Here is a 23,187-nt window from a genome sequence, read left to right as displayed (position 1 = left end):
CCAGCAAAACGATTTAGTCGTTGATGCGCGGATGCTGCTGCACCAGACGAGAACGTTTTTCCTGCAGGTCGGCGATTTCCTGATCGATATCTTCGATTTTATGTTCGATGTTATCGTAGTGCTCGCCGAGAATTTCTTTCGCTTCCTGAATATCCGAAGCCGCTGGCGTTGCCCCTTTCAGCGGACGATTGGCGGTCTCTTTCATCGACAGGCCGGTAATCAGACCAATCAACGCCACCACCATCAGATAGTAAGCCGGCATCATCAGGTTCTGCGTGCTTTCCACCAGCCACGCCGCCAGAGTCGGCGTCAGACCGGCAATCAGCACCGAGATGTTAAAGGCGCTGGCCAGGGCGCTAAAGCGGATGTGGGTCGGAAACATCGCCGGCAGCGACGAGGCCATCACCCCGATAAAGCAGTTCAGCACCACCGCCAGCAACAGCAGACCGGCGAAAATCAGGCCAAGGACGTTACTGTTAATCATGATAAAGGCCGGAATCGACAGCGCGAACAGCGCCACGCTACCAATCAGGATGAACGGACGACGGCCAAAACGGTCGCTGAGCATACCGATAACCGGCTGAACGAACAGCATCCCGACCATGATGGCGATGATGATCAGCACCCCGTGGTCTTCAGAATAGTGCAGGTTATGCGACAGGTAGCTCGGCATGTAGGTCAGCAACATGTAGTAGGTCACGTTGGTGGAAATCACCAGACCGATACAGGTCAGCAGGCTACGCCAGTGTTTGGTCGCAATCTCTTTGAAAGAGACTTTCGGCCCATCCTGCAGGCCCTCGCGGTCGCCCTGCTCCATTTTATCAACGTGCTGCTGGAACGCCGGCGTCTCTTCCAGCGCATGACGCAGATAAAGACCGATAATCCCTAACGGCAGCGCCAGGAAGAACGGAATACGCCAGCCCCAGTCGAGGAAGTTCTCTTCGCCCACCACGCTGGAAATCAGCACGACTACGCCCGCGCCCATGACAAAACCGGCTATCGAACCGAAGTCCAGCCAGCTGCCCATAAAGCCGCGTTTACGGTCAGGCGAGTACTCTGCAACAAAGATAGAGGCACCGGTATATTCGCCGCCCACCGAGAAGCCCTGCGCCATTTTACACAGCAGCAGCAGGATTGGCGCCCAGATACCAATCGTGGCATACGACGGAATAAGGCCGATACAGAATGTACTTATCGACATGATAACGATGGTTATCGCCAGAATCTTTTGTCGACCGTATTTATCGCCCAGCATCCCGAAGAACAGGCCGCCTAATGGACGAATTAAGAAGGGAACCGAGAAAGTACCGAGCGCGGCAATCATCTGCACGCTGGGGTTGGCATCGGGGAAAAAGACCTTACCAAGCGCATATGCAACAAAACCATATACCCCAAAATCGAACCATTCCATCGCGTTACCCAGCGACGCTGCGGTAATCGCTTTCTTCAGTTTGCTATCATCAATGATGGTCACATCCCGAAGCGTGATGGGTTTTACTTTTTTCCTTTTAAGCATAATTATCCTCTTTTGCTCTCGCCTTGAGCGCACGAATCTCCGCCGAATGACAAGGTCATTCGCGTCATGCGTTGGGAGCGGCGAATTGCTGTGCTCCACATTTCAAGCGTAGCAGGTTTGCCTGCACTGTCTGCTGACAGTCCGTACAACCGAACCTGTTGACGCCTGCTCTGGCCATAATGAAATAAGCGGTACCGCTAATAAGTGTAGTGAATTTGCGTTCTCGCCTTTTTACCCTAACAGCGTTTAAATTTGGGATCAACTTCACAAAAATTTACCTACCCTTAAACAGAGTCATCCAAAAGCAATAAGTTCAATGAATATTGGAACTTAGCGATACATTTCCGGAAATATCCTGCGCTTTTTATGAAAATAAGCCCGCCAGGCCTCACGATATATATCCTCTTTCTCCGCTGCGATAAGTCATAAAAAAGGCCCGACAAAAGTGCGGGATTGCGCTATAATCAGCATTACTTTCGGCTATCAGCCGCCATTTAAAGGACCAACGTCCTGTTTTACCCAGTAATCGCGAGGAACGTCATGCAACTGCCACACTGCCCAAAATGCCATTCTGAATACACTTATGAAGACGGCGGCATGTTTATCTGCCCGGAATGCGCCCACGAATGGAACAATGCCGAGCCTGCGGACGATAACGACGCGCTGGTGGTCAAAGACGCCAACGGTAATTTACTCGCCGACGGCGACAGCGTCACCGTGGTAAAAGATCTGAAGGTTAAAGGCAGCTCTTCGATGCTAAAAATCGGCACTAAAGTGAAGAATATCCGCCTGGTTGAAGGCGATCATAATATTGACTGTAAAATAGATGGTTTTGGCCCGATGAAGCTAAAATCCGAATTTGTTAAAAAGAACTGATTTTATTCCCCCGACGCCCGTTGTCGGGGGGAAATATATTTTCCCGTGGCCTCCCGGAATCCCTCGCTGCCGCCTGGCTTAATTCTGCAATCCCCTTCTACGCTTAATGGAATATTCGTTACCTGAGGTAATGGTTATGCCCTTAAGTCCCTATATCGCTTTTAGCGGCAACTGCGCTGCCGCCATCGCTTTCTACCAGCAGGCGCTGGGCGCGGAGCTCATCCACAAAATCACCTGGGGTGAAATGCCGCAGAATACGCAGGACGCCGAAGATGGCTGCCCTTCCGGCCAGCATCTGGCTGCCGACGGTATCGCGCACGCCAGCCTGCGCATTGCCGATAGTATCCTGATGCTCAGCGACAGCCCCTCCAGCAACATGGAGCGCTACGCCGGATTTACCGTCGTGCTGGACTCGCAGGATGTTATTGAGGGTAAACGCTGGTTTGACGGCCTCGCCGACGGCGGGCAGATTGAGATGGCCTGGCAGGAAACCTTCTGGGCGCACGGCTTCGGTAAAGTTATCGACCGCTTTGGCGTCCCGTGGATGGTCAACGTGGTGAAAGAGCCTTAACGCTGGCCTTTTCCCCTCACCCTGTGCTCCCCCCGAAAGGGAGAGAGGGCGGAGTGAGGGCATCTGTGCATTCACTCCCCCTTACCCTGTCATTCCACCGGCATCAACTCTTCATCCCCCGGTCATCATGAGTTAACCGAAATGTAACAAAAAACCGTCAGGATCGGCCCACGCTCAGAGGGAAATACTTCCTTGTCCTTAGTGAGGCTCGATTGACATGTACTTATCCAGACATCCGACCAGTTATCCAACGCGATATCAGGAAATTGCCGCCAAACTGGAGCAAGAGCTTCGCCATCATTACCGCTGCGGCGACTATCTGCCCGCCGAGCAGCAGCTGGCGTCCCGCTTTGAGGTTAACCGCCACACCCTGCGCCGGGCCATCGATCAGCTCGTCGAACGCGGCTGGGTCCAGCGCCGTCAGGGCGTCGGCGTGCTGGTGCTGATGCGCCCGATAGATTATCCGCTCAACTCCCAGGCCCGCTTTAGCCAGAATCTTCTCGAACAGGGCAGCCACCCGACCAGCGAGAAGCTGCTGTCGGTGGTGCGTCCGGCCAGCAGCCACGTTGCCGAGGCGTTTGCTATCAGTGAAGGCGATAACGTCATTCACCTGCGCACCCTGCGCCGCGTGAACGGCGTCGCCCTGTGTCTGATCGACCATTACTTTACCGACCTGCAGCTGTGGCCGGTTCTGCAAACCTTTACCCACGGCTCTCTCCATGACCTGCTGCGCGATCGGCTGGATATCGAACTGACCCGCGTGCGCACCAAAATCAGCGCCCGCCGCGCGCAGGCCAAAGAGAGCAATATTCTCGGCATTCCTAACATGGCGCCGCTGCTGTGCGTGCGCACCCTGAATCATCGCCAGGACGAGCAGAGCGCGACGGAGTACTCCGTCAGCCTGACCCGCGCCGACATGATTGAATTCACCATGGAGCACTGAATGCACTTTGATACCGCAACCCGCCAGCGCTGGATGTCCGTGCTGGCCCACAGTGAACCACAAGAACTGGCGGCGCGGATGCAGACGCTGCAGCTCGCGCCGCAGTATGAGCTGATTAGCGCCCCGGAGACCGGGCTGGTGCAGCTGCAGGCGCGTATGGGCGGCATCGGCGACCGATTCTTCGCCGGAGACGCCACCTTAACCCGCGCCGCTATTCGCCTGGCCGACGGCACCCTCGGCTATAGCTGGATTCTGGGCCGCGACCGCCCGCACGCTGAACGCTGCGCGGCCATTGATGCCCTGATGCAGTCGCCACACCATTTTCACACCCTGATGGAAACCCTGATAACCCCGCTGGAAGAACAACGCAGCGCGCGCATTGAAGCCCGACGCGCCGAAGTCAACGCCAGCCGGGTCGACTTCTTTACTCTGGTTCGCGGAGATAACGCATGACATTACAACCCGCCTTTACCCTGGCTGTGCAGGATGCCCAGCACAGTTTCCGCCGCCTGCTAAAGGCGATGAGCGAGCCGGGAGTGATTGTCTCCCTGCAGCAGCTTCAGCACGGCTGGCAGCCGCTGAACGTCGCCTCCACCAGCCTGCTGCTGACGCTGGTGGATCACGATACGCCGGTCTGGCTCGCTCCCGCGCTGCATAACGATCTTGTCGGCCAGAATCTGCGCTTCCATACCGGCGCGCCGCTGGTTGAGCAGCCGCAGCAGGCGACCTTCGCCGTCGCCAGCGACAGCATCAGCGCCGAGCAGCTGAACGTGCTTTCCGCCGGTACCGTCGTCGCCCCGGAAACCGGCGTCACGCTGGTGGTTCAGCTTGCCAGCCTGAGCGGCGGCCGGATGCTGCGGCTGACCGGCGCGGGGATCGCCGAAGAGCGGATGATCGCCCCGCAGCTGCCGGAATGCATTATTGAAGAATTGACCGAGCGTCCGCATCCGTTCCCGCTGGGAATCGATCTGATCCTCACCTGCGGCGAACGCCTGCTGGCGATTCCGCGCACCACTCACGTCGAGGTCTGCTAATGTACGTAGCCGTCAAAGGCGGCGAGAAGGCGATCGTCGCCGCTCACGCCCTACAGGAACAGAAACGCCGAGGCGAGGGACGGCTTCCTGAAATCAGCGTTGATCAGATTAGCCAACAGCTTAATCTGGCGGTGGACCGGGTCATGACCGAAGGCGGCATCGCCGACCGGGAGCTGGCGGCGCTGGCGCTGAAGCAGGCCAGCGGCGACAGCGTCGAAGCGATTTTTCTGCTGCGCGCTTATCGCACCACCCTGCAAAGGCTGGCGGTCAGCGAGCCTGTCGACACCGCCGGTATGCGCCTTGAGCGCCGTATCTCGGCGGTCTATAAAGATATCCCCGGCGGCCAGATGCTCGGCCCGACCTACGATTACACCCACCGTCTGCTCGATTTTACCCTGCTGGCCAACGGCGAAACGCCGCCGCTGGCCACCGATAGCGCGCCGCAGGAAGCGACGCCGCACGTCTTTAATCTGCTCGTCCAGCAGGGACTGGCGAAGCCGGAGCGGGATACCGACGCGCAGCCCGACGATATCACCCGCCATCCGCCGGTTTATCCCTGTTCGCGCTCTTCGCGCCTGCAGCAGCTGACGCGCGGCGACGAGGGCTACCTGCTGGCGCTGGCCTACTCCACCCAGCGCGGCTACGGACGCAACCATCCGTTTGCCGGTGAAATTCGCAGCGGCTACGTCGCGGTGGAGATCGCTCCCGAAGAGCTGGGCTTCACCGTCACTATCGGCGAACTGCTGATGACCGAATGCGAGATGGTCAACGGCTTTGTCGACCCTCAGGATGAACCGCCGCACTTTACCCGCGGCTACGGCCTGACGTTCGGCATGAGCGAGCGCAAAGCGATGGCGATGGCGCTGGTTGACCGCGCGCTCCAGGCGCCGGAGTACGGCGAAGAGGTGGCGGGCCCTGCCCAGGATGAAGAGTTTGTGCTGGCCCATGCCGATAACGTCGAGGCCGCCGGTTTCGTTTCACACCTTAAACTTCCCCACTATGTCGATTTCCAGGCCGAACTGGCGCTGCTTAAACGCCTGCAACGGGAGAATCAACGTGGCTAACGCACTGACCGGCTATAACTTTGCTTATCTCGACGAGCAAACCAAACGCATGATCCGCCGCGCCATCCTGAAAGCGGTGGCCATCCCCGGCTACCAGGTGCCCTTCGGCGGTCGCGAGATGCCGATGCCCTACGGCTGGGGAACCGGCGGTATCCAGCTTACCGCCAGCGTCATCGGGGAAAATGACGTCCTGAAGGTGATCGATCAGGGCGCCGACGACACCACCAACGCGGTATCGATTCGTCAGTTTTTCAAACGCGTGACCGGCGTCGCGACCACCGAGCGCACCGAAGACGCCACGCTGATCCAGACCCGCCACCGGATCCCGGAAACGCCGCTGACTGACGATCAGATCCTGATCTTCCAGGTGCCGATCCCGGAGCCGCTGCGCTTTATCGAGCCGCGCGAAACCGAAACCCGCACCATGCACGCGCTGGAGGAGTACGGCGTGATGCAGGTGAAGCTGTACGAAGATATTGCCCGCTTCGGCCATATCGCCACCACCTACGCCTACCCGGTGAAGGTCAACGGCCGCTACGTGATGGATCCGTCGCCGATTCCAAAATTCGATAATCCGAAGATGCATATGATGCCTGCGCTACAGCTGTTCGGCGCCGGACGCGAAAAACGCATCTACGCGGTACCGCCGTATACCCCGGTTGAGAGCCTCGATTTCGACGATCATCCGTTTACCGTTCAGGAGTGGGATGAACCCTGCGCCATCTGCGGATCTCGCCATAGCTATCTTGATGAAGTGGTGCTCGACGACAGCGGCAAACGGATGTTTGTCTGCTCCGATACCGACTATTGCCGCCAACAGAGCGAGGAGCAGAAAAAATGAGTCATCCGTTACTGGCGGTGAACAACCTGACCCACCTCTACGCGCCGGGCAAAGGCTTCAGCGACGTCTCGTTCGAGCTGTGGCCGGGGGAGGTGCTGGGTATCGTCGGCGAATCCGGCTCCGGAAAAACCACGCTGCTGAAAGCGATCTCCGCCCGCCTGGCCCCGCAGCAGGGAGAAGTGCTGTATCAACAGCGCTCGCTATACGCCATGAGCGAAGCGGATCGCCGACGTCTGCTGCGCACCGAATGGGGCGTGGTGCATCAGCATCCGATGGACGGCCTGCGCCGCCAGGTCTCGGCCGGCGGCAATATCGGCGAACGCCTGATGGCCACCGGGTCCCGTCACTACGGCAATATTCGCGCCACCGCCGGACAGTGGCTGCAGGAGGTGGAGATCCCGCCTTCGCGCATTGACGACCTGCCCACCACCTTTTCCGGCGGGATGCAGCAGCGCCTGCAAATCGCCCGCAATCTGGTGACGCAGCCGAGGCTGGTGTTTATGGATGAGCCCACCGGCGGGCTGGACGTATCGGTGCAGGCGCGCCTGCTCGATCTGCTGCGCGGCCTGGTCGTGGAGCTGAACCTGGCGGTGGTGATTGTGACCCACGACCTCGGCGTCGCCCGCCTGCTGGCTAACCGTCTGCTGGTGATGAAGCAGGGCCAGGTAGTCGAAAGCGGCTTAACCGACCGGGTGCTCGACGATCCCCATCACCCCTATACCCAGCTGCTGGTGTCGTCGGTGTTGCAGAACTGAGTGAATGTCCACTCCCCGGTCGCGCTTCGTGAGTTAATGCATCAGGTAGCCCGGATAAGGCGTTCACGCCGCGATCCGGGGAAATTCAGGCACGATGAGGCTAAAAATGAACGCCATCCGCGTTGAAAACATCCATAAAACCTTTGTTCTGCACCAGCAGCACGGCGTCCGTCTGCCGGTACTCGCCGACGCCTCGCTGACCGTGAATGCCGGTGAATGCGTGGTGCTGCACGGCCATTCCGGTAGCGGAAAATCGACCCTGCTGCGTTCGCTGTACGCCAACTATCTCCCCGATAGCGGCCACATTCATATTCGCCACGGCGATGAATGGGTGGACCTGGTCACCGCCACGCCGCGTAAAGTGCTGGAAGTGCGCAAAACCACCATTGGCTGGGTCAGCCAGTTTCTGCGGGTGATCCCGCGCATTTCCGCCCTCGACGTGGTGATGCAGCCGCTGCTCGAACTGGGCATCCCGCGCGAAGAGAGCGCCGCGAAAGCCGCCCGCCTGCTAACGCGGCTGAATGTACCCGAACGCCTGTGGCACCTCGCCCCCTCGACTTTTTCCGGCGGCGAACAGCAGCGGGTTAACATCGCCCGCGGCTTCGCGGTCGACTACCCGATTTTGCTTCTCGACGAACCCACCGCCTCGCTGGACGGCAAAAATAGCGCCGCGGTGGTGGAACTGATCCATGAAGCCAAAGCCCGCGGCGCGGCGATCGTCGGTATTTTTCACGACGAGGCCACGCGCAACCAGGTCGCCAACCGTCTGCACCCGATGGGGATTTCAGCATGATTATCAATAACGTAAAGCTGGTTCTCGAAGACGAGGTGATTAACGGCTCGCTGGAAGTGCAGGACGGCAGAATTTCGGCCTTTGCCGAAAGCCAGAGCCGACTGGCGGAGGCCATCGATGGAGAGGGCGGCTGGCTGCTGCCGGGGCTTATCGAGCTGCATACCGACAACCTGGACAAGTTTTTCACCCCGCGACCGAAAGTGGACTGGCCCGCCCACTCGGCGATGAGCAGCCACGACGCGCTGATGGTCGCCAGCGGCATCACCACCGTGCTGGATGCCGTGGCTATTGGCGATGTGCGCGACGGCGGCGATCGCCTGGAAAATCTCGAAAAAATGATCAACGCCGTGGAAGAGACGCAGAAGCGCGGCCTCAACCGCGCTGAACATCGGCTGCATCTGCGCTGCGAACTGCCGCATCACACCACCCTGCCGCTGTTTGAGAAGCTGGTTGGCCGCGAGCCGGTGAGCATGGTCTCCCTGATGGATCACTCCCCTGGCCAGCGCCAGTATGCCGACCGCAGCAAATACCGCGACTACTATCAGGGCAAATATCACCTGACCAACGAAGAGATGGACAAATTCGAAGAGGAGCAGATGGCGCTGGCAGCGGCCTGGTCTCAGCCTAACCGGCAGCGCATCGCCGCCATCTGTCGCGAGCGGAATATCGCGCTGGCCAGCCACGATGACGCCACCTGCGAACATGTGCTCGAATCGCGCCAGCTTGGCAGCGTCATCGCCGAATTTCCTACCACGATCGCCGCAGCGCAGGCGTCGCGCCAGCACGGGATGAACATTCTGATGGGTGCGCCGAATATCGTACGCGGCGGCTCGCACTCGGGGAACGTCGCCGCCCACCATCTGGCGGCCAGCGGCCTGCTGGACATTCTCTCCTCCGACTATTATCCCGCCAGCCTGCTGGATGCCGCTTTTCGCATCGCCGACGACGAGGGCAACGCCTTTACCCTCGCGCAGGCCATTCGTCTGGTGAGCAAAAACCCGGCCCAGGCGCTGGGGCTGCACGACCGCGGGGCGATTGCCGAAGGTAAGCGGGCGGACCTGGTGCTGGCGCGCCGTCACGGCGAGCATATCCATATTGATCACGTCTGGCGGCAAGGCAAGAGGGTCTTCTGATGACAGGGAAACTGATTTGGCTGGTCGGCCCCTCCGGCTCCGGCAAAGACAGCCTGCTGGCGGCGCTGCGCCAGCGGGAGCATCCGCAGCTGCTGGTGGCGCACCGCTACATAACCCGTCCACACAACGCGGGCTGTGAAAACCATATCGCCCTCAGCGAGCATGAGTTTTTTACCCGCGCCGAACAGCATCTGTTTGCTCTTAGCTGGCATGCTAACAACAATTACTATGGCATTGGCATCGAGATTGACCTGTGGCTGCACGCCGGGTTCGACGTGGTCGCTAACGGTTCACGCGCCCATCTGCCGCAGGCGCAGGCGCGCTATGCCGACGCGCTGCTGCCCATCTGTCTGCAGGTTTCTCCGGCGGTGCTGCGACAGCGCCTGGAGCAGCGCGGACGGGAGAACGAGACGGAAATCGCCCAGCGCCTGGCGCGCGCGGCGCGCTATACGCCGAATGAGTGTCTGATGCTGAATAACGATGGCCGACTTAGCCAGTCGGTGGATGCCCTGGTTTCGCTGATTCGTATTCACGGCAACCGTCGCGAACAGCAGACTGCCTGAACGCGAGGAGAAGAGATGAGCCTGACTATCCGCTTAACCGGCACCGGCGGCGCGCAGCTGGTACCGGTTTTCGGCTGCGATTGCCCCGCCTGTCGCCGCGCCCGCGTCGACGAAGCGCATCGTCGCCGTCCCTGTAGCGCGGTCGTCAAATTCAACAACGCGGTGACCCTGCTCGATGCCGGGCTACCGGACCTGATGACCCAGTGGCCCGCCGGCAGCTTTCAGCAGTTTCTGCTCACCCATTATCATATGGATCACGTTCAAGGCCTGTTCCCGCTGCGCTGGGGCGTGGGCGAACCTATTGCGGTATACGGCCCCCCGGATGAACAGGGCTGCGATGATCTGTTTAAGCATCCTGGCCTGCTGGATTTCAGCCATACCGTCGAACCCTTTGTAAGATTTGAACTTCAGGGATTGCGCGTTACGCCGCTGCCGCTGAACCACTCAAGGCTCACGTTTGGCTATCTGCTGGAGTCGGCCCACAGCCGGGTCGCCTGGCTATCCGACACCGCCGCGCTGCCGGAGAAAACGCTGAAGTTCCTGCTGAATAACCAGCCGCAGCTTATCATTATCGACTGTAGCCACGAGCCGCGCCCGCAGCCGCCGCGCAACCACTGCGACCTGAACACCGTGCGGGCCATTAACCAGATCATCGGCTGCCCGCGGGTGATCCTCACCCATATCAGCCACCGCTTCGATACGTGGATGATGGAAAATGCTCTACCGGCGGGATTTGAAGCGGGATTTGACGGCATGGAGATAGCGCTGGATTAAGCGGGCGCGGCGAAAGCCGCGGGTCGTGCCGCATCAATAATCATCATCCAGCCTGCGCTGGTCGCTTTCCAGCTGACGGCGGTCCCGATCAAGCTGGCGCTGGCGCTCGTCAAGTTCGCGTCGGCGATCCTCAAGCTGTCGCCGCCGGTCGTCATACTGCCGCTGGCGATCGGCGCTCTGCTGGCGGCTGTCCTGATAGCGCCCATCATCATAGTCATCATCGTCAGACCGGCTATCGCCCGGATGGTAAGCATCATTAATGGCCTGCTGAATATTGCCGATCGCGTCGTCAATCATATCGGCGTGCGCCAGCTGGCCGGCGAGGGACAAGGTGCAGATAAGCAAAGCGGTAGAGTAACGTTTCATAAAGCCAGTCTCATCGGGGGGCTGGCTCTACGTTAATCAAGGGCTATCGCCGGGAGTAGCGGAGGAATCTCAAATCCGCTGCTGTTCAATCGCGCCGATGGCGTCCACTCGCCCCTGATGTCGCCCGCCCTCAAATTCGGCAGCCAGCCAGGCATCGACGATCATTTTCGCCAGTTCAAGGCCGATCACCCGCGCGCCAAAGGCCAGAATATTGGTGTTGTTATGCTGTCGTGAAAGCTGCGCCGAGTAGGGCTCGCTGCACACCACCGCACGAATACCCGGGTGCTTATTGGCGGCGATAGAGATGCCGACGCCGGTGCCGCAGATCAGGATCCCGCCGTCGACCTCGCCGGCGGCAACGGCCTGAGCGACGGCGCTGGCATAGCGCGGATAGTCGGTACGTTCCGTGGACCATGCGCCTTTATCTACGACGTCAATACCGCGCTGGCGCAGATGCGCAAGAATATCGTCTTTCAGGATAATCCCGACGTGATCGCAGCCAAATGCAATCCTTTTCATACTTAGCCTCGCCTGTTGTTAACTTTACAAGGATGGTTAGCGTTGTGATTTAAACGCCTAAAAATGCCCCAGGAAACGCTGAAAACAGCATCGTCAGGCTCCTTTCTACACGGGCAAATTTTACAAATCAATACAAAATCGTTATTTAACCTGATTTTCACCTTGCAAAGAAAGAACTAAAATAAAACAACAACACATTGATTTATAATTAATTTTTAAGAAATTAAGATGAAATCAACATTAACAAAACTTCACGATAAACATAACTTTATAAAAAATATAATTTTGTGAAGTTGGTAGTATCTTTTTTGTTTCGCCTGTGGTGATATAGTGTCGTCTTCATTTTATGGACAATGAGAAAGCGATGAGTCAGACAGAATCCAGTTCGCTCCCTAACGGCATCGGCCTTGCCCCCTGGCTTCGCATGAAGCAGGAAGGAATGACCGAAAACGAGAGCCGTATCGTCGAATGGTTGCTTACCCCCGGCAATCTCAGCGATGCGCCGGCAATCAAGGACGTCGCGGAAGCGCTGTCGGTATCAGAAGCCATGATCGTTAAGGTTTCTAAGCTGCTGGGGTTTAGCGGTTTTCGTAACCTGCGCAGCGCGCTGGAGGCCTACTTTTCGCAGTCTGAACAGGTGTTACCGACCGAACTCTCCTTTGATGATGCGCCGCAGGATGTGGTGAATAAGGTGTTCAACATCACCCTGCGCACCATTATGGAAGGCCAGTCGATCGTGAACGTTGACGAAATTCACCGCGCGGCGCGCTTTTTTGCCCAGGCCAACCAGCGCGACCTGTACGGCGCGGGCGGCTCCAACGCCATCTGCGCCGACGTGCAGCATAAGTTTTTACGCATCGGCGTACGCTGCCAGGCCTACCCGGACGCGCATATCATGATGATGTCCGCCTCGCTGCTGAAGGAAGGCGATGTCGTGCTGGTGGTCTCTCACTCCGGGCGCACCAGCGATATCAAATCAGCGGTGGAGCTGGCGAAAAAGAACGGGGCGAAAATTATCTGTATCACCCATAGCTATCATTCGCCGATTGCCAAGTTAGCTGATTTTATTATTTGTTCGCCAGCACCAGAGACGCCTTTATTAGGGCGTAACGCCTCAGCGCGTATATTACAACTCACATTATTAGATGCGTTTTTTGTTTCCGTTGCACAGCTCAACATTGAGCAAGCGAATTTAAATATGCAAAAAACTGGCGCGATTGTTAATTTCTTTTCACCCGGCGCGCTTAAATAAAAAAACCGATCCCACACTGGTGGGATCAATATAACTGTATCCTACACTGAGAATACTGCCATGAATAAATATCTGAAACTTTTCAGCGGCACGCTCATGGGCGTAATGTTATCCACCAGCGCCTTTGCCGCCGCCGATTATGCTGTGGTATTAAAAACCTTATCCAATCCATTTTGGGTGGATATGAAAAAGGGTATTGAAGACGAAGCCAAAACGCTGGGCGTAAGCGTCGATATTTTTGCCTCGCCTTCCGAAGGGGATTTTCAGTCGCAGCTGCAGCTGTTTGAAGACCTGAGCAACAAAAACTACAAAGGTATCGCCTTTGCGCCGCTCTCCTCGGTAAACCTGGTCATGCCGGTGGCCAAAGCGTGGAAAAAGGGCATCTTTCTGGTCAACCTCGATGAAAAAATCGATATGGATAACCTGAAGAAAGCCGGCGGCAACGTCGAAGGTTTTGTCACCACCGATAACGTGGCGGTCGGGGCAAAAGGCGCGGAATTTATCATCGACAAACTGGGTGCTGAAGGCGGCGAAGTCGCTATTATCGAAGGCAAAGCCGGTAACGCCTCCGGTGAGGCCCGCCGCAGCGGCGCCACCGACGCCTTCAAAAAAGCGAGCCAGATCAAGCTAGTGTCCAGCCAGCCTGCCGACTGGGACCGCATCAAAGCGCTGGACGTCGCCACGAACGTGCTGCAGCGTAACCCGAACGTTAAAGCGATTTACTGTGCCAACGACACCATGGCAATGGGCGTCGCCCAGGCCGTCGCGAACGCCGGCAAAACCGGCAAGGTGCTGGTGGTGGGTACCGACGGTATTCCGGAAGCGCGCAAAATGGTCGAAGCCGGGCAAATGACCGCCACTATTGCGCAGAACCCGGCGGATATTGGCGCTACGGGTCTTAAGCTGATGGTCGACGCCGAGAAGAGCGGCAAAGTCATCCCGCTGGATAAAGCCCCGCAGTTTACGCTGGTGGATTCCATTCTGGTGACGAAATAGGTTTGTAAATCCCCTCTTTCTTTGGGAGAGGGGAAATCACGCAGCGGTAATAAAGGAAATTTTCTATGCTCACGCCATATATTTCAATGGCGGGGATCGGCAAATCCTTTGGCCCGGTTCACGCATTAAAATCGGTTGATTTAACTATTTACCCCCATGAAATACATGCGTTACTAGGGGAAAACGGTGCCGGTAAATCAACGCTGATGAAAGTATTGTCGGGAATACATGAACCGACCAAAGGCACCATTACGATTAATAACGTTAACTACCACAAGCTTGACCATAAATTAGCGGCCCAGCTCGGCATTGGTATTATTTACCAGGAGCTCAGCGTCATTGATGAATTAACGGTGCTGGAGAATTTATATATTGGCCGCCATCTGACGAAAAAAGTCTGCGGCGTCAACGTTATCGACTGGAAGGAAATGCGCGTACGGGCGGCGATGATGCTGCTGCGCGTCGGGCTGAAGATCGATTTAGACGAAAAGGTGGCGAATCTCTCCATCAGCCACAAGCAGATGCTGGAGATCGCCAAGACGCTGATGCTCGACGCTAAAGTGCTGATCATGGATGAACCGACCTCCTCGCTGACCAATAAAGAGGTGGACTATCTGTTCCTGATCATGAACCAGCTGCGTAAAGAGGGCACCGCCATTGTTTATATCTCGCACAAGCTGGCGGAAATACGCCGCATCTGCGACCGCTACACGGTGATGAAAGACGGCAGCAGCGTCTGCAGCGGGAAGGTCAGCGAAGTGAATAACGACGACATCGTACGCCTGATGGTCGGCCGCGAGCTGCAAAACCGCTTCAACGCCATGAAAGAGAGCACCGGCAACATCGCCCGCGAGACGGTGTTCGAAGTGAAAAACGTCACCAGCCATGACAAGAAAAAGGTACGCGATATCTCATTTAGCGTGAATCGCGGCGAAATTCTCGGTTTTGCCGGGCTGGTCGGCTCCGGGCGCACCGAGCTGATGGACTGCCTGTTTGGAGTCGATAAGCGTAGCAGCGGTGAAATATACCTCAACGGCAACGCGATCTCGCCCCGCTCGCCGCTCGACGCCTTAAAGAAAGGCATGGGGTATATCACCGAAAGCCGCCGGGAAAACGGCTTTTTCCCCAATTTTTCCATCGCCCAGAATATGGCGGTCAGCCAGAGCCTGAAGCGCGGCGGCTACAAAGGGGCCATGGGGCTGTTCCGCGAAGGCGACGAACGCAGAACGGCGGAGGAGCAGCGCAAGCTGCTGGCGCTGAAGTGCCATTCGGTCGATCAAAACATCACCGAGCTCTCCGGCGGCAACCAGCAGAAGGTACTGATTTCCAAATGGCTATGCTGCAGCCCCGAAGTGATCATTTTTGACGAGCCGACGCGCGGTATCGACGTGGGCGCAAAAGCCGAAATTTATAAAGTGATGCGCCAGCTGGCCGATGACGGAAAAGTCATCCTGATGGTGTCGTCCGAACTACCTGAAATTATCGCCGTCTGCGACCGCATTGCCGTGTTCTGCGAAGGGCGACTGACGCAAATCCTGACCAATCGCGACGACATGAGCGAAGAGGAGATTATGGCATGGGCACTACCACAAGAGTGAAAGGCGAGATGGGCGAGAAAAAACCGTTTAACTTCGCGCTGTTCTGGGATAAATACGGCACCTTTTTTATTCTCGCCATCATCGTCGCCATCTTCGGCACCCTGTCGTCAGAGTACTTCCTGACGACCAACAATATTACGCAGATCTTCGTCCAGAGCTCGGTCACCGTCCTGATCGGCATGGGCGAGTTCTTCGCGATCCTCGTCGCCGGGATCGACCTGTCGGTCGGGGCGATCCTCGCGCTCTCCGGGATGGTCACCGCGAAGCTGATGCTGGCGGGCGTCGACCCGTTCCTCGCGGCGCTGATTGGCGGCGTGCTGGTCGGCGGCGCGCTGGGGGCCATCAACGGCTGCCTGGTCAACTGGACCGGCCTGCATCCGTTCATTATTACCCTCGGCACCAACGCCATCTTCCGCGGTATTACGCTGGTGATCTCTGATGCCAACTCGGTGTACGGGTTTTCTTTTGATTTCGTTAACTTTTTCGCCGCCACGCCGCTGGGCATTCCGGTTCCGGTGATCTTCTCGCTGATTGTGGCGGTGATCCTGTGGTTCCTGACCACCCGTATGCGCGTGGGCCGCAACATCTACGCGCTGGGCGGTAACAAGCACTCCGCTTTCTACTCCGGCATCGACGTCAAGTTCCACATGCTGCTGGTATTCATCATTTCCGGCGTTTGCGCCGGACTGGCGGGCGTGGTCTCCACCGCCCGCCTCGGGGCGGCGGAACCGCTGGCCGGCATGGGCTTTGAAACCTACGCCATCGCCAGCGCCATCATTGGCGGCACCAGCTTCTTCGGCGGTAAAGGACGCATCTTCTCGGTGGTCATCGGCGGCCTGATTATCGGCACTATCAACAACGGACTGAACATCCTGCAAGTACAAACCTACTACCAGCTGGTGGTAATGGGCGGATTAATCATCGCGGCTGTCGCCCTCGACCGTCTTATCAGTAAGTAAGGAATTTATCATGAAAATTGCTCCCTCTTTAATGTGTATGGATCTGCTGAAATTCAAAGAACAGATCGAGTTTATCGACCAGCACGCAGACTATTTTCACATCGACATTATGGACGGTCATTTTGTACCAAACCTGACCCTGTCGCCTTTTTTCGTCAGCCAGGTCAAAAAGCTGGCCAGCAAACCGCTGGACTGCCATCTGATGGTCACCCGCCCGCAGGACTACATTAGCCAGCTGGCGCAGGCGGGGGCGGATTTTATCACCCTGCATCCGGAAACGATTAACGGCCAGGCCTTCCGCCTGATCGAAGAGATCCGTCGCCAAGGCATGAAGGTCGGACTGATCCTTAACCCGGAAACCCCGGTTGAGACCATGAAGTACTACATTCATAAAGCCGACAAAATCACGGTGATGACCGTCGATCCGGGCTTCGCCGGGCAGCCGTTCATCCCGGAGATGCTGGAAAAAATCGCCGAACTGAAAGCCTGGCGCGAGCGAGAGGGGCTGAGCTACGAGATCGAAATCGACGGCTCCTGCAATAAAGCCACCTATCAAAAACTGATGGCGGCGGGCGCGGACGTCTTTATCGTCGGCACATCAGGCCTCTTCAATCACGCCGATAAGATAGAAGACGCGTGGCAGATCATGGCAGAGCAGATCCTGACGGCAAAACGCGAGGTACTGCCTCATGCAAAAACAGCGTAACGTCGTCGCGGGCGTGGATATGGGCGCGACCCATATCCGGCTTTGCCTGCAAACGGCGCAGGGCGAAGCGCTGCACTGCGAAAAGCGGCGCACCGCCGACGTGATTAGCGCCGACGGCCTGGTCAACGGTATTAAAAACCTGCTGCAGCAGCAGCTGACCCAGCACGACGCCCACTGCTGCGGGCTGGTGATGGGATTTCCGGCGCTGGTGGCAAAAGACAAGCGGACGATTATCTCAACGCCCAATCTGCCGCTGGCCGCCGACGACCTGTATAACCTGGCCGACCGGCTGGAAGCGGCGCTGGGCTGCCCGGTGGAGTTTTCCCGCGATGTGAATCTGCAGCTCTCTTTTGATGTGCAGCAGAACGGCCTGCAGGAGCAGGAGGTGCTGGCGGCCTATCTTGGCACCGGAATGGGCTTCGCGGTCTGGCTGAACGGCGGGCCGTGGACCGGCGCCCACGGCGTGGCGGGCGAGCTGGGGCATATTCCGCAGGGCGATGACGCCCTCACCTGCGCCTGCGGCAACCCCGCCTGTCTGGAAACCGTCTGCTCCGGGATTGCGCTAAAGCGCTGGTATGAACAGCAGCCGCGCGCCTATGAACTGGGCGAGCTGTTCGTTCACGCCGCGCGGGAGCCGTTTGTGCAGCAGCTGCTAAACCACGCCGCCCGCGCCATCGCCACCAGCATCAACCTGTTCGACCCCGATGCGGTGATCCTCGGCGGCGGCGTGATGGATATGCCCGCCTTCCCGCGTGACGCCGTCATCGCCATGGTCAAAACCTACGTCCGCCGTCCGCTGCCGTATCAGGCCGTACGCTTTATCGCCGCCTCCTCTTCCGCGTTTAACGGCGCTCAGGGCGCGGCGGCGCTGGCGAGAAGCCGGTATTTAAGCTAGCCGAGGTAACGCCAATAGCCCGGACCTGCCTCTTCCCCCCCGGCGGCGGTGCTGCGCGCCTGGCCGGGCTACCCGGCCGCGTCACAGGCGCCCGCGTCGACACGTCAAAACTGACGATAGCCTGTTTTTCGTCAGCATTTCGCCCAAAAAAACGACGTATCATCAGTCAATACCCACAGTGAAAACATGGCATAGAAGATGCATAGTGACGGCGCGATAGCGCGTATGCGCCAATTGATTAACTGGAGCAAGACCGATGAAAAAAGTCGTCACGGTTTGCCCGTATTGCGCATCAGGTTGCAAAATCAACCTGGTGGTCGATAACGGCAAAATCGTTCGGGCGGAGGCGGCACAGGGGAAAACCAACCAGGGAACCCTGTGTCTGAAAGGCTATTATGGCTGGGACTTCATTAACGATACCCAGATCCTTACCCCGCGCCTGAAAACCCCGATGATCCGTCGCCAGCGCGGCGGCAAGCTGGAATCCGTCTCCTGGGATGAGGCGCTCGATTACGTCGCCACTCGCCTCAGCGCCATTAAAGAGAAGTATGGCCCGGACGCGATTCAGACTACCGGTTCGTCCCGCGGGACGGGTAACGAAACCAACTATGTGATGCAAAAATTCGCGCGCGCCGTTATTGGTACCAATAACGTCGACTGCTGCGCTCGCGTCTGACACGGCCCATCGGTTGCAGGTCTGCACCAATCGGTCGGTAACGGCGCTATGAGTAATGCCATCACCGAGATCGACAACACCGATCTCGTGTTTATCTTCGGGTATAACCCGGCAGATTCACACCCTATTGTGGCGAATCACGTGATTAACGCCAAACGCAATGGGGCGAAAATCATCGTCTGCGATCCGCGTAAAATCGAAACCGCGCGCATCGCCGATATGCACATTGCGCTGAAGAACGGCTCGAATATCGCGCTGCTCAACGCTATCGGACACGTGATCATCGAAGAGGATCTCTACGATAAATCCTTCGTCGCCAGCCGTTCCGAAGGCTTCGAAGAGTATCGCAAAATCGTCGAAGGCTATACGCCGGAGTCGGTGGAAGAGATTACCGGCGTGAGTGCCCAGGAGATCCGCGCCTGCGCCCGCATGTACGCCAGCGCGAAATCCGCCGCCATCCTGTGGGGCATGGGCGTCACCCAGTTCTACCAGGGCGTAGAGACCGTACGTTCGCTGACCAGCCTGGCGATCCTCACCGGCAACCTCGGCAAGCCGAGCGTCGGCGTCAACCCGGTGCGCGGCCAGAACAACGTTCAGGGCGCCTGCGACATGGGCGCGCTGCCGGATACCTATCCGGGCTATCAGTACGTTAAATTCCCGGAAAACCGCGAGAAGTTCGCCAAAGCCTGGGGCGTCGACAGCCTGCCGGCGCACACCGGCTACCGCATCAGCGAGCTGCCGCACCGCGCGGCGCATGGCGAAGTGCGGGCGGCGTACATCATGGGGGAAGATCCGCTCCAGACCGACGCCGAGCTGTCCGCCGTGCGTAAGGCTTTCGACGATCTGGAACTGGTTATCGTCCAGGATATTTTCATGACCAAAACCGCCTCAGCGGCCGACGTTATCCTGCCCTCCACCTCGTGGGGCGAGCACGAAGGCGTTTATACCGCAGCGGACCGCGGCTTCCAGCGCTTCTTTAAAGCGGTAGAGCCGAAGTGGGACCTGAAAACCGACTGGCAGATCATCAGCGAAATCGCCACCCGGATGGGTTACAAGATGCACTACAACAACACTCAGGAAATCTGGGACGAGTTGCGTCATCTGTGCCCGGATTTCTACGGCGCCACCTACGAGAAAATGGGCGAGCTGGGCTACGTCATGTGGCCGTGCCGCGATGAGTCCGACGCCGACCAGGGGACCTCTTATCTGTTTAAAGAGAAGTTCGATACCCCGAACGGTCTGGCGCAGTTCTTCACCTGCGACTGGGTCGCGCCGATTGATAAGCTCACCGACGAATACCCGATGGTGCTGTCGACGGTGCGCGAAGTCGGCCACTACTCGTGCCGTTCGATGACCGGCAACTGTGCGGCGCTGGCCGCGCTGGCGGATGAACCGGGCTATGCGCAGATCAATACCGCTGATGCCGAACGTCTGGGCATTGAGGATGAGGCGCTGGTGTGGGTGAACTCGCGTAAGGGCCGTATTATCACCCGCGCGCAGGTCAGCGATCGTCCGAATAAAGGGGCGGTCTATATGACCTACCAGTGGTGGATTGGCGCCTGTAACGAGCTGGTTTCCGAGAACCTGAGCCCGATAACCAAAACGCCGGAGTACAAGTACTGCGCCGTCAACGTTGAGCCGATTGCCGACCAGCGGGCCGCCGAGCAGTACGTAATTGACGAGTACAATAAGCTGAAAACCCGCCTGCGCGAAAGCGCGATGGGCTAATCAGGCCGCCTCCCCGGAGGCGGTGCTTCGCACCTGTCCGGGCTACACAATCCGTAGCCCGGGTCAGGCTTTTACGCCGCAACCCGGGAAACAGACGGCACGATGGTTCGAGTAAAACGTTCATATCCCCCACTCGTTCCCGTCGTTTTCTTCTCCTTCACCTGCCTTTATACTGCTCGCTATGTCCTCTACCGATAATAAAAAATGAAATACCTCTATTTACTGCTGGTGATGGCAAGCGTCGCCGCAGGCGCCATGGAACCCGGCAGCCAGTACAAACCGCTGGCCGAAGCGGGCGACCCGCGCGCGCAGTACTACCTGGCCGACACTTACGTCAGCTTCGGCGATTTTCCGCAGGCTGAATACTGGGCGCAGAAAGCGGCAGACAAGGGCGACGGCGATGCGCTGGCGCTGCTGGCTCAGCTCAAAATCCGCAATCCGCAGCAGGCCGACTACCGCCAGGCGAAAGCGCTGGCGGAAAAGTCGGTGCAGACCGGCAGCAGGGAGGGAGAAATAGTCCTCGCCCGGGTGCTGGTGAACCAGCAGGCCGGTACGCCGAACTATCCGCACGCCATCTCTCTGTTACAGCATGCCGCCCAGGATCCGGAAAGCGATTCAGCCGTCGACGCCCAGATGCTGCTGGGGCTTATCTACGCCAGCGGCGTTCATTCCCCGGAAGATGACGTAAAGGCGACGCAGTATTTTAAAGAGAGCTCTGCCCTCTCCCGCACCGGCTACGCTGAATACTGGGCCGGGATGCTTTTCCAGCAGGGAGAAAAAGGCTTTATCGAACCCAACAAGCAGAAAGCGCTGCACTGGCTCAACGTCAGCTGTCAGGAGGGGTTTGATACCGGCTGTGAAGAGTTCGACAGGATCAGTAAAAGATAAGAAAAAGCCCGGTGCGATGTCACCGGGCTTTCTGTTTTATTGCGCCGTTTTATCAAATTTTCCCAGCACTTCACGCTCGTACGCCAGCGCTTTTTTGCGGTCAAACTTGTGTTCCCATTTGGCGATAACCAGCACCGCCAGCGCGTTGCCCACCACGTTCAGCGCGGTACGCGCCATATCGAGGATACGGTCAACGCCGGCGATAAACGCCAGACCTTCCAGCGGAATGCCCACGCTGCCCAGCGTCGCCAGCAGCACCACGAAGGAGACGCCCGGTACGCCGGCAATCCCTTTCGACGTCACCATCAGCGTCAGCACAAGGGTAATTTCCTGCCAGATGGAGAGGTCGATACCGTACAGCTGGGCAATAAAGATCGCCGCAATGCTCTGATACAGCGTTGAGCCATCGAGGTTAAAGGAGTAGCCGGTCGGCACCACGAAGCTGGTGATTGACGCCGGCGCGCCATAGGCTTCCATCTTCTCAATAATCCGCGGCAGCACGCTCTCGGAGCTGGCGGTAGAGTAGGCCAGAATCAGCTCATCCTTCAGAATGCGGATCAGGGTCCAGATGCTCAGTCCGCACACCCGCGCCACGATGCCTAATACCACCAGCGCAAAGAACAGAATGGCGAAATAAACCAGAATCACCAGCTTAGCCAGCGGCCACAGCGAGGCGAAGCCGAAGGTCGCCACGGTCACCGAAATCAGCGCGAACACGCCCACCGGCGCATAGCGCATGACCATGTGCGTCACTTTGAACATGGTTTCTGAAATAGAGCGGAACACCGTTACCAGCGGTTCGCGGTGGGTGGCGGGCAGCGAGGAGAGGCCCAGACCAAACAGCACCGAGAAGAAGATGATCGGCAGCATGTCGCCTTTCGCCATCGAGGCCACGATATTGGTCGGGACCAGCGAGAGGATCGTGCCCATCAGGCCATGCGCGTGGCTCTGCACTTCCGCCGTGGTGTTTTGATATTTCGAAATATCCACCGCCGCCAGCTGCGACATATCGATTCCGCTCCCCGGCTGAAAGACGTTAGCCAGGGTAATCCCCAGCACGATCGCCACCGTGGTGATCACTTCAAAATAGATAATGGTCTTCGCGCCGATACGGCCCAGCTGCTTCGCATCGCCCACGCCCGCAATACCGACCACCAGGGTCGAGATGACGATCGGTACGACGATCATTTTAATCAGATGGATAAAGATATCGCCTGCCGGGGTCAGCAGGTTTGAGATTAACCAGTCACGGCTTTCGGCATGGTAATGCAGGTAACTGCCCAGAAGTATGCCCAGCACCAGAGCCAGCAAAATTTGCCAGGCCAGGCTGACTTTTGTTTTTTTCTTCACTACAGACTTCCTCGATGAAAAGCGCCATTCCGGGAGGTAATGGCACCCACTGAAAGGGGTATGAATTGTGTTGCGTTGCTTTATAGGGTTATTTAACGCGCAGTATCAGTATCATTTGCACGGCATGCTGCGCAAGTCTTTAAGAACAGCGGTTTACTCTGGTTTTATGCATAAACCCGCTAATATCCCCACCTTATGTTGCATAAGTATTTGTTATAAAAAATATTTAATATATTCATTTTCTATAAATCCACTTCAGAAATTATTTCATATCAAAGTTTCATTTGATTGCTTTTCATTCAATTTAATTATTGCGTGATCTGCCCCCCAAATAGCAAACAAAGCCGCCAAAGCCCCTACTATTAACGTTTATTTGACATATATTTAACAA

At 57.5% G+C, this 23,187-nt stretch carries 24 protein-coding genes; 20 read left to right on the top strand and 4 right to left on the bottom strand.

Annotated elements, in window-relative coordinates; translation table 11 throughout:
* Nucleotides 1-13: 13 nt before the first annotated feature.
* On the bottom strand, nt 14-1,516 hold the full coding sequence (gene proP / locus CDA56_RS03355) for a glycine betaine/L-proline transporter ProP (protein WP_048262038.1): 1,503 nt from the start codon (nt 1,514-1,516) through the stop codon (nt 14-16).
* Between the two features lie 540 nt (nt 1,517-2,056).
* On the opposite strand from proP, the gene CDA56_RS03350 reads away from it, so the two are divergent.
* From CDA56_RS03350 to phnP, 12 genes are all read left to right on the top strand, one after another.
* The gene (locus CDA56_RS03350; RefSeq protein WP_004097870.1) at nt 2,057-2,392 is read left to right on the top strand and encodes a zinc ribbon domain-containing protein YjdM; all 336 of its coding nucleotides are present in this window, start codon (nt 2,057-2,059) and stop codon (nt 2,390-2,392) included.
* Nucleotides 2,393-2,528: 136 nt separating this feature from the next.
* The gene (gene yjdN, locus CDA56_RS03345) at nt 2,529-2,963 is read left to right on the top strand and encodes a VOC family metalloprotein YjdN (protein WP_004097869.1); all 435 of its coding nucleotides are present in this window, start codon (nt 2,529-2,531) and stop codon (nt 2,961-2,963) included.
* A 217-nt stretch (nt 2,964-3,180) separates the two neighbouring features.
* Entirely contained in the window at nt 3,181-3,906 is a 726-nt protein-coding gene (gene phnF / locus CDA56_RS03340; protein WP_102803516.1) for a phosphonate metabolism transcriptional regulator PhnF, read from the top strand.
* Complete coding sequence (gene phnG, locus CDA56_RS03335) at nt 3,907-4,359, top strand: phosphonate C-P lyase system protein PhnG (protein ID WP_103815298.1); 453 nt, start codon at nt 3,907-3,909, stop codon at nt 4,357-4,359.
* Nucleotides 4,356-4,940, top strand: a complete 585-nt coding sequence (phnH, locus tag CDA56_RS03330) for a phosphonate C-P lyase system protein PhnH (RefSeq protein ID WP_004097865.1) — start codon at nt 4,356-4,358, stop codon at nt 4,938-4,940. Before phnG ends, phnH begins: the two co-directional genes overlap by 4 nt.
* Complete coding sequence (locus tag CDA56_RS03325; RefSeq protein WP_102803515.1) at nt 4,940-6,004, top strand: carbon-phosphorus lyase complex subunit; 1,065 nt, start codon at nt 4,940-4,942, stop codon at nt 6,002-6,004. Before phnH ends, CDA56_RS03325 begins: the two co-directional genes overlap by 1 nt.
* Nucleotides 5,997-6,845 carry an alpha-D-ribose 1-methylphosphonate 5-phosphate C-P-lyase PhnJ gene (locus CDA56_RS03320; RefSeq protein ID WP_004097861.1) on the top strand — a complete coding sequence of 283 codons (849 nt, stop codon included), beginning with the start codon at nt 5,997-5,999 and terminating at the stop codon, nt 6,843-6,845. The genes CDA56_RS03325 and CDA56_RS03320 overlap by 8 nt, the downstream gene beginning before the upstream one ends.
* Nucleotides 6,842-7,600 (top strand): phosphonate C-P lyase system protein PhnK, encoded by a 759-nt coding sequence (phnK, locus tag CDA56_RS03315; protein WP_004097860.1) that lies wholly within the window; start codon nt 6,842-6,844, stop codon nt 7,598-7,600. The genes CDA56_RS03320 and phnK overlap by 4 nt, the downstream gene beginning before the upstream one ends.
* A gap of 106 nt (nt 7,601-7,706) precedes the next feature.
* On the top strand, nt 7,707-8,393 hold the full coding sequence (gene phnL / locus CDA56_RS03310; protein ID WP_102803514.1) for a phosphonate C-P lyase system protein PhnL: 687 nt from the start codon (nt 7,707-7,709) through the stop codon (nt 8,391-8,393).
* Nucleotides 8,390-9,526: an alpha-D-ribose 1-methylphosphonate 5-triphosphate diphosphatase gene (phnM, locus tag CDA56_RS03305; RefSeq protein WP_049083643.1), complete on the top strand. Its 1,137-nt coding sequence runs from the start codon at nt 8,390-8,392 to the stop codon at nt 9,524-9,526. Before phnL ends, phnM begins: the two co-directional genes overlap by 4 nt.
* Entirely contained in the window at nt 9,526-10,089 is a 564-nt protein-coding gene (phnN, locus tag CDA56_RS03300) for a ribose 1,5-bisphosphokinase (protein ID WP_004097857.1), read from the top strand. The genes phnM and phnN overlap by 1 nt, the downstream gene beginning before the upstream one ends.
* Before the next feature lie 15 nt (nt 10,090-10,104).
* Entirely contained in the window at nt 10,105-10,863 is a 759-nt protein-coding gene (gene phnP, locus CDA56_RS03295) for a phosphonate metabolism protein PhnP (protein WP_064379943.1), read from the top strand.
* A 33-nt stretch (nt 10,864-10,896) separates the two neighbouring features.
* Here the strand turns inward: phnP and yjdP are convergent, their stop codons facing one another.
* Nucleotides 10,897-11,229, bottom strand: a complete 333-nt coding sequence (yjdP, locus tag CDA56_RS03290; RefSeq protein WP_014837157.1) for a DDRRRQL repeat protein YjdP — start codon at nt 11,227-11,229, stop codon at nt 10,897-10,899.
* 69 nt (nt 11,230-11,298) lie between these two features.
* Entirely contained in the window at nt 11,299-11,748 is a 450-nt protein-coding gene (rpiB, locus tag CDA56_RS03285) for a bifunctional allose-6-phosphate isomerase/ribose-5-phosphate isomerase RpiB (protein ID WP_025107676.1), read from the bottom strand.
* Nucleotides 11,749-12,112: 364 nt separating this feature from the next.
* Between rpiB and CDA56_RS03280 the strand changes: the two genes are divergently transcribed.
* The 8 genes from CDA56_RS03280 (at nt 12,113) to CDA56_RS03245 (ending at nt 21,446) form a co-directional block, all read left to right on the top strand.
* Complete coding sequence (locus CDA56_RS03280; protein WP_004097852.1) at nt 12,113-13,000, top strand: MurR/RpiR family transcriptional regulator; 888 nt, start codon at nt 12,113-12,115, stop codon at nt 12,998-13,000.
* 60 nt (nt 13,001-13,060) lie between these two features.
* Nucleotides 13,061-13,996 (top strand): D-allose transporter substrate-binding protein, encoded by a 936-nt coding sequence (gene alsB, locus CDA56_RS03275; protein ID WP_102803513.1) that lies wholly within the window; start codon nt 13,061-13,063, stop codon nt 13,994-13,996.
* 65 nt (nt 13,997-14,061) lie between these two features.
* Nucleotides 14,062-15,594 (top strand): D-allose ABC transporter ATP-binding protein AlsA, encoded by a 1,533-nt coding sequence (gene alsA / locus CDA56_RS03270; RefSeq protein WP_025107678.1) that lies wholly within the window; start codon nt 14,062-14,064, stop codon nt 15,592-15,594.
* Entirely contained in the window at nt 15,573-16,553 is a 981-nt protein-coding gene (gene alsC, locus CDA56_RS03265) for a D-allose ABC transporter permease (protein ID WP_014837152.1), read from the top strand. Before alsA ends, alsC begins: the two co-directional genes overlap by 22 nt.
* Nucleotides 16,554-16,563: 10 nt before the next feature.
* A complete protein-coding gene (gene alsE, locus CDA56_RS03260; protein ID WP_014227571.1) occupies nt 16,564-17,259 on the top strand; it encodes a D-allulose 6-phosphate 3-epimerase in 696 nt (231 codons plus the stop codon).
* The gene (alsK, locus tag CDA56_RS03255; RefSeq protein WP_102803512.1) at nt 17,243-18,154 is read left to right on the top strand and encodes an allose kinase; all 912 of its coding nucleotides are present in this window, start codon (nt 17,243-17,245) and stop codon (nt 18,152-18,154) included. Before alsE ends, alsK begins: the two co-directional genes overlap by 17 nt.
* A 256-nt stretch (nt 18,155-18,410) precedes the next feature.
* On the top strand, nt 18,411-20,558 hold the full coding sequence (fdhF, locus tag CDA56_RS03250; protein WP_077598876.1) for a formate dehydrogenase subunit alpha: 2,148 nt from the start codon (nt 18,411-18,413) through the stop codon (nt 20,556-20,558).
* Between the two features lie 204 nt (nt 20,559-20,762).
* Nucleotides 20,763-21,446 (top strand): tetratricopeptide repeat protein, encoded by a 684-nt coding sequence (locus CDA56_RS03245; protein ID WP_103815300.1) that lies wholly within the window; start codon nt 20,763-20,765, stop codon nt 21,444-21,446.
* A 36-nt stretch (nt 21,447-21,482) separates the two neighbouring features.
* Here CDA56_RS03245 and gltP read toward each other — a convergent pair whose 3' ends face one another.
* Nucleotides 21,483-22,796 (bottom strand): glutamate/aspartate:proton symporter GltP, encoded by a 1,314-nt coding sequence (gltP, locus tag CDA56_RS03240; RefSeq protein ID WP_004109428.1) that lies wholly within the window; start codon nt 22,794-22,796, stop codon nt 21,483-21,485.
* Nucleotides 22,797-23,187: the final 391 nt, after the last annotated feature.

The organism is Klebsiella michiganensis, from assembly GCF_002925905.1.
Lineage (GTDB): Bacteria > Pseudomonadota > Gammaproteobacteria > Enterobacterales > Enterobacteriaceae > Klebsiella > Klebsiella michiganensis.
The sequence above is the reverse complement of the archived record's forward strand: the minus strand, read 5'-3'. Positions and strand labels throughout refer to the sequence as shown.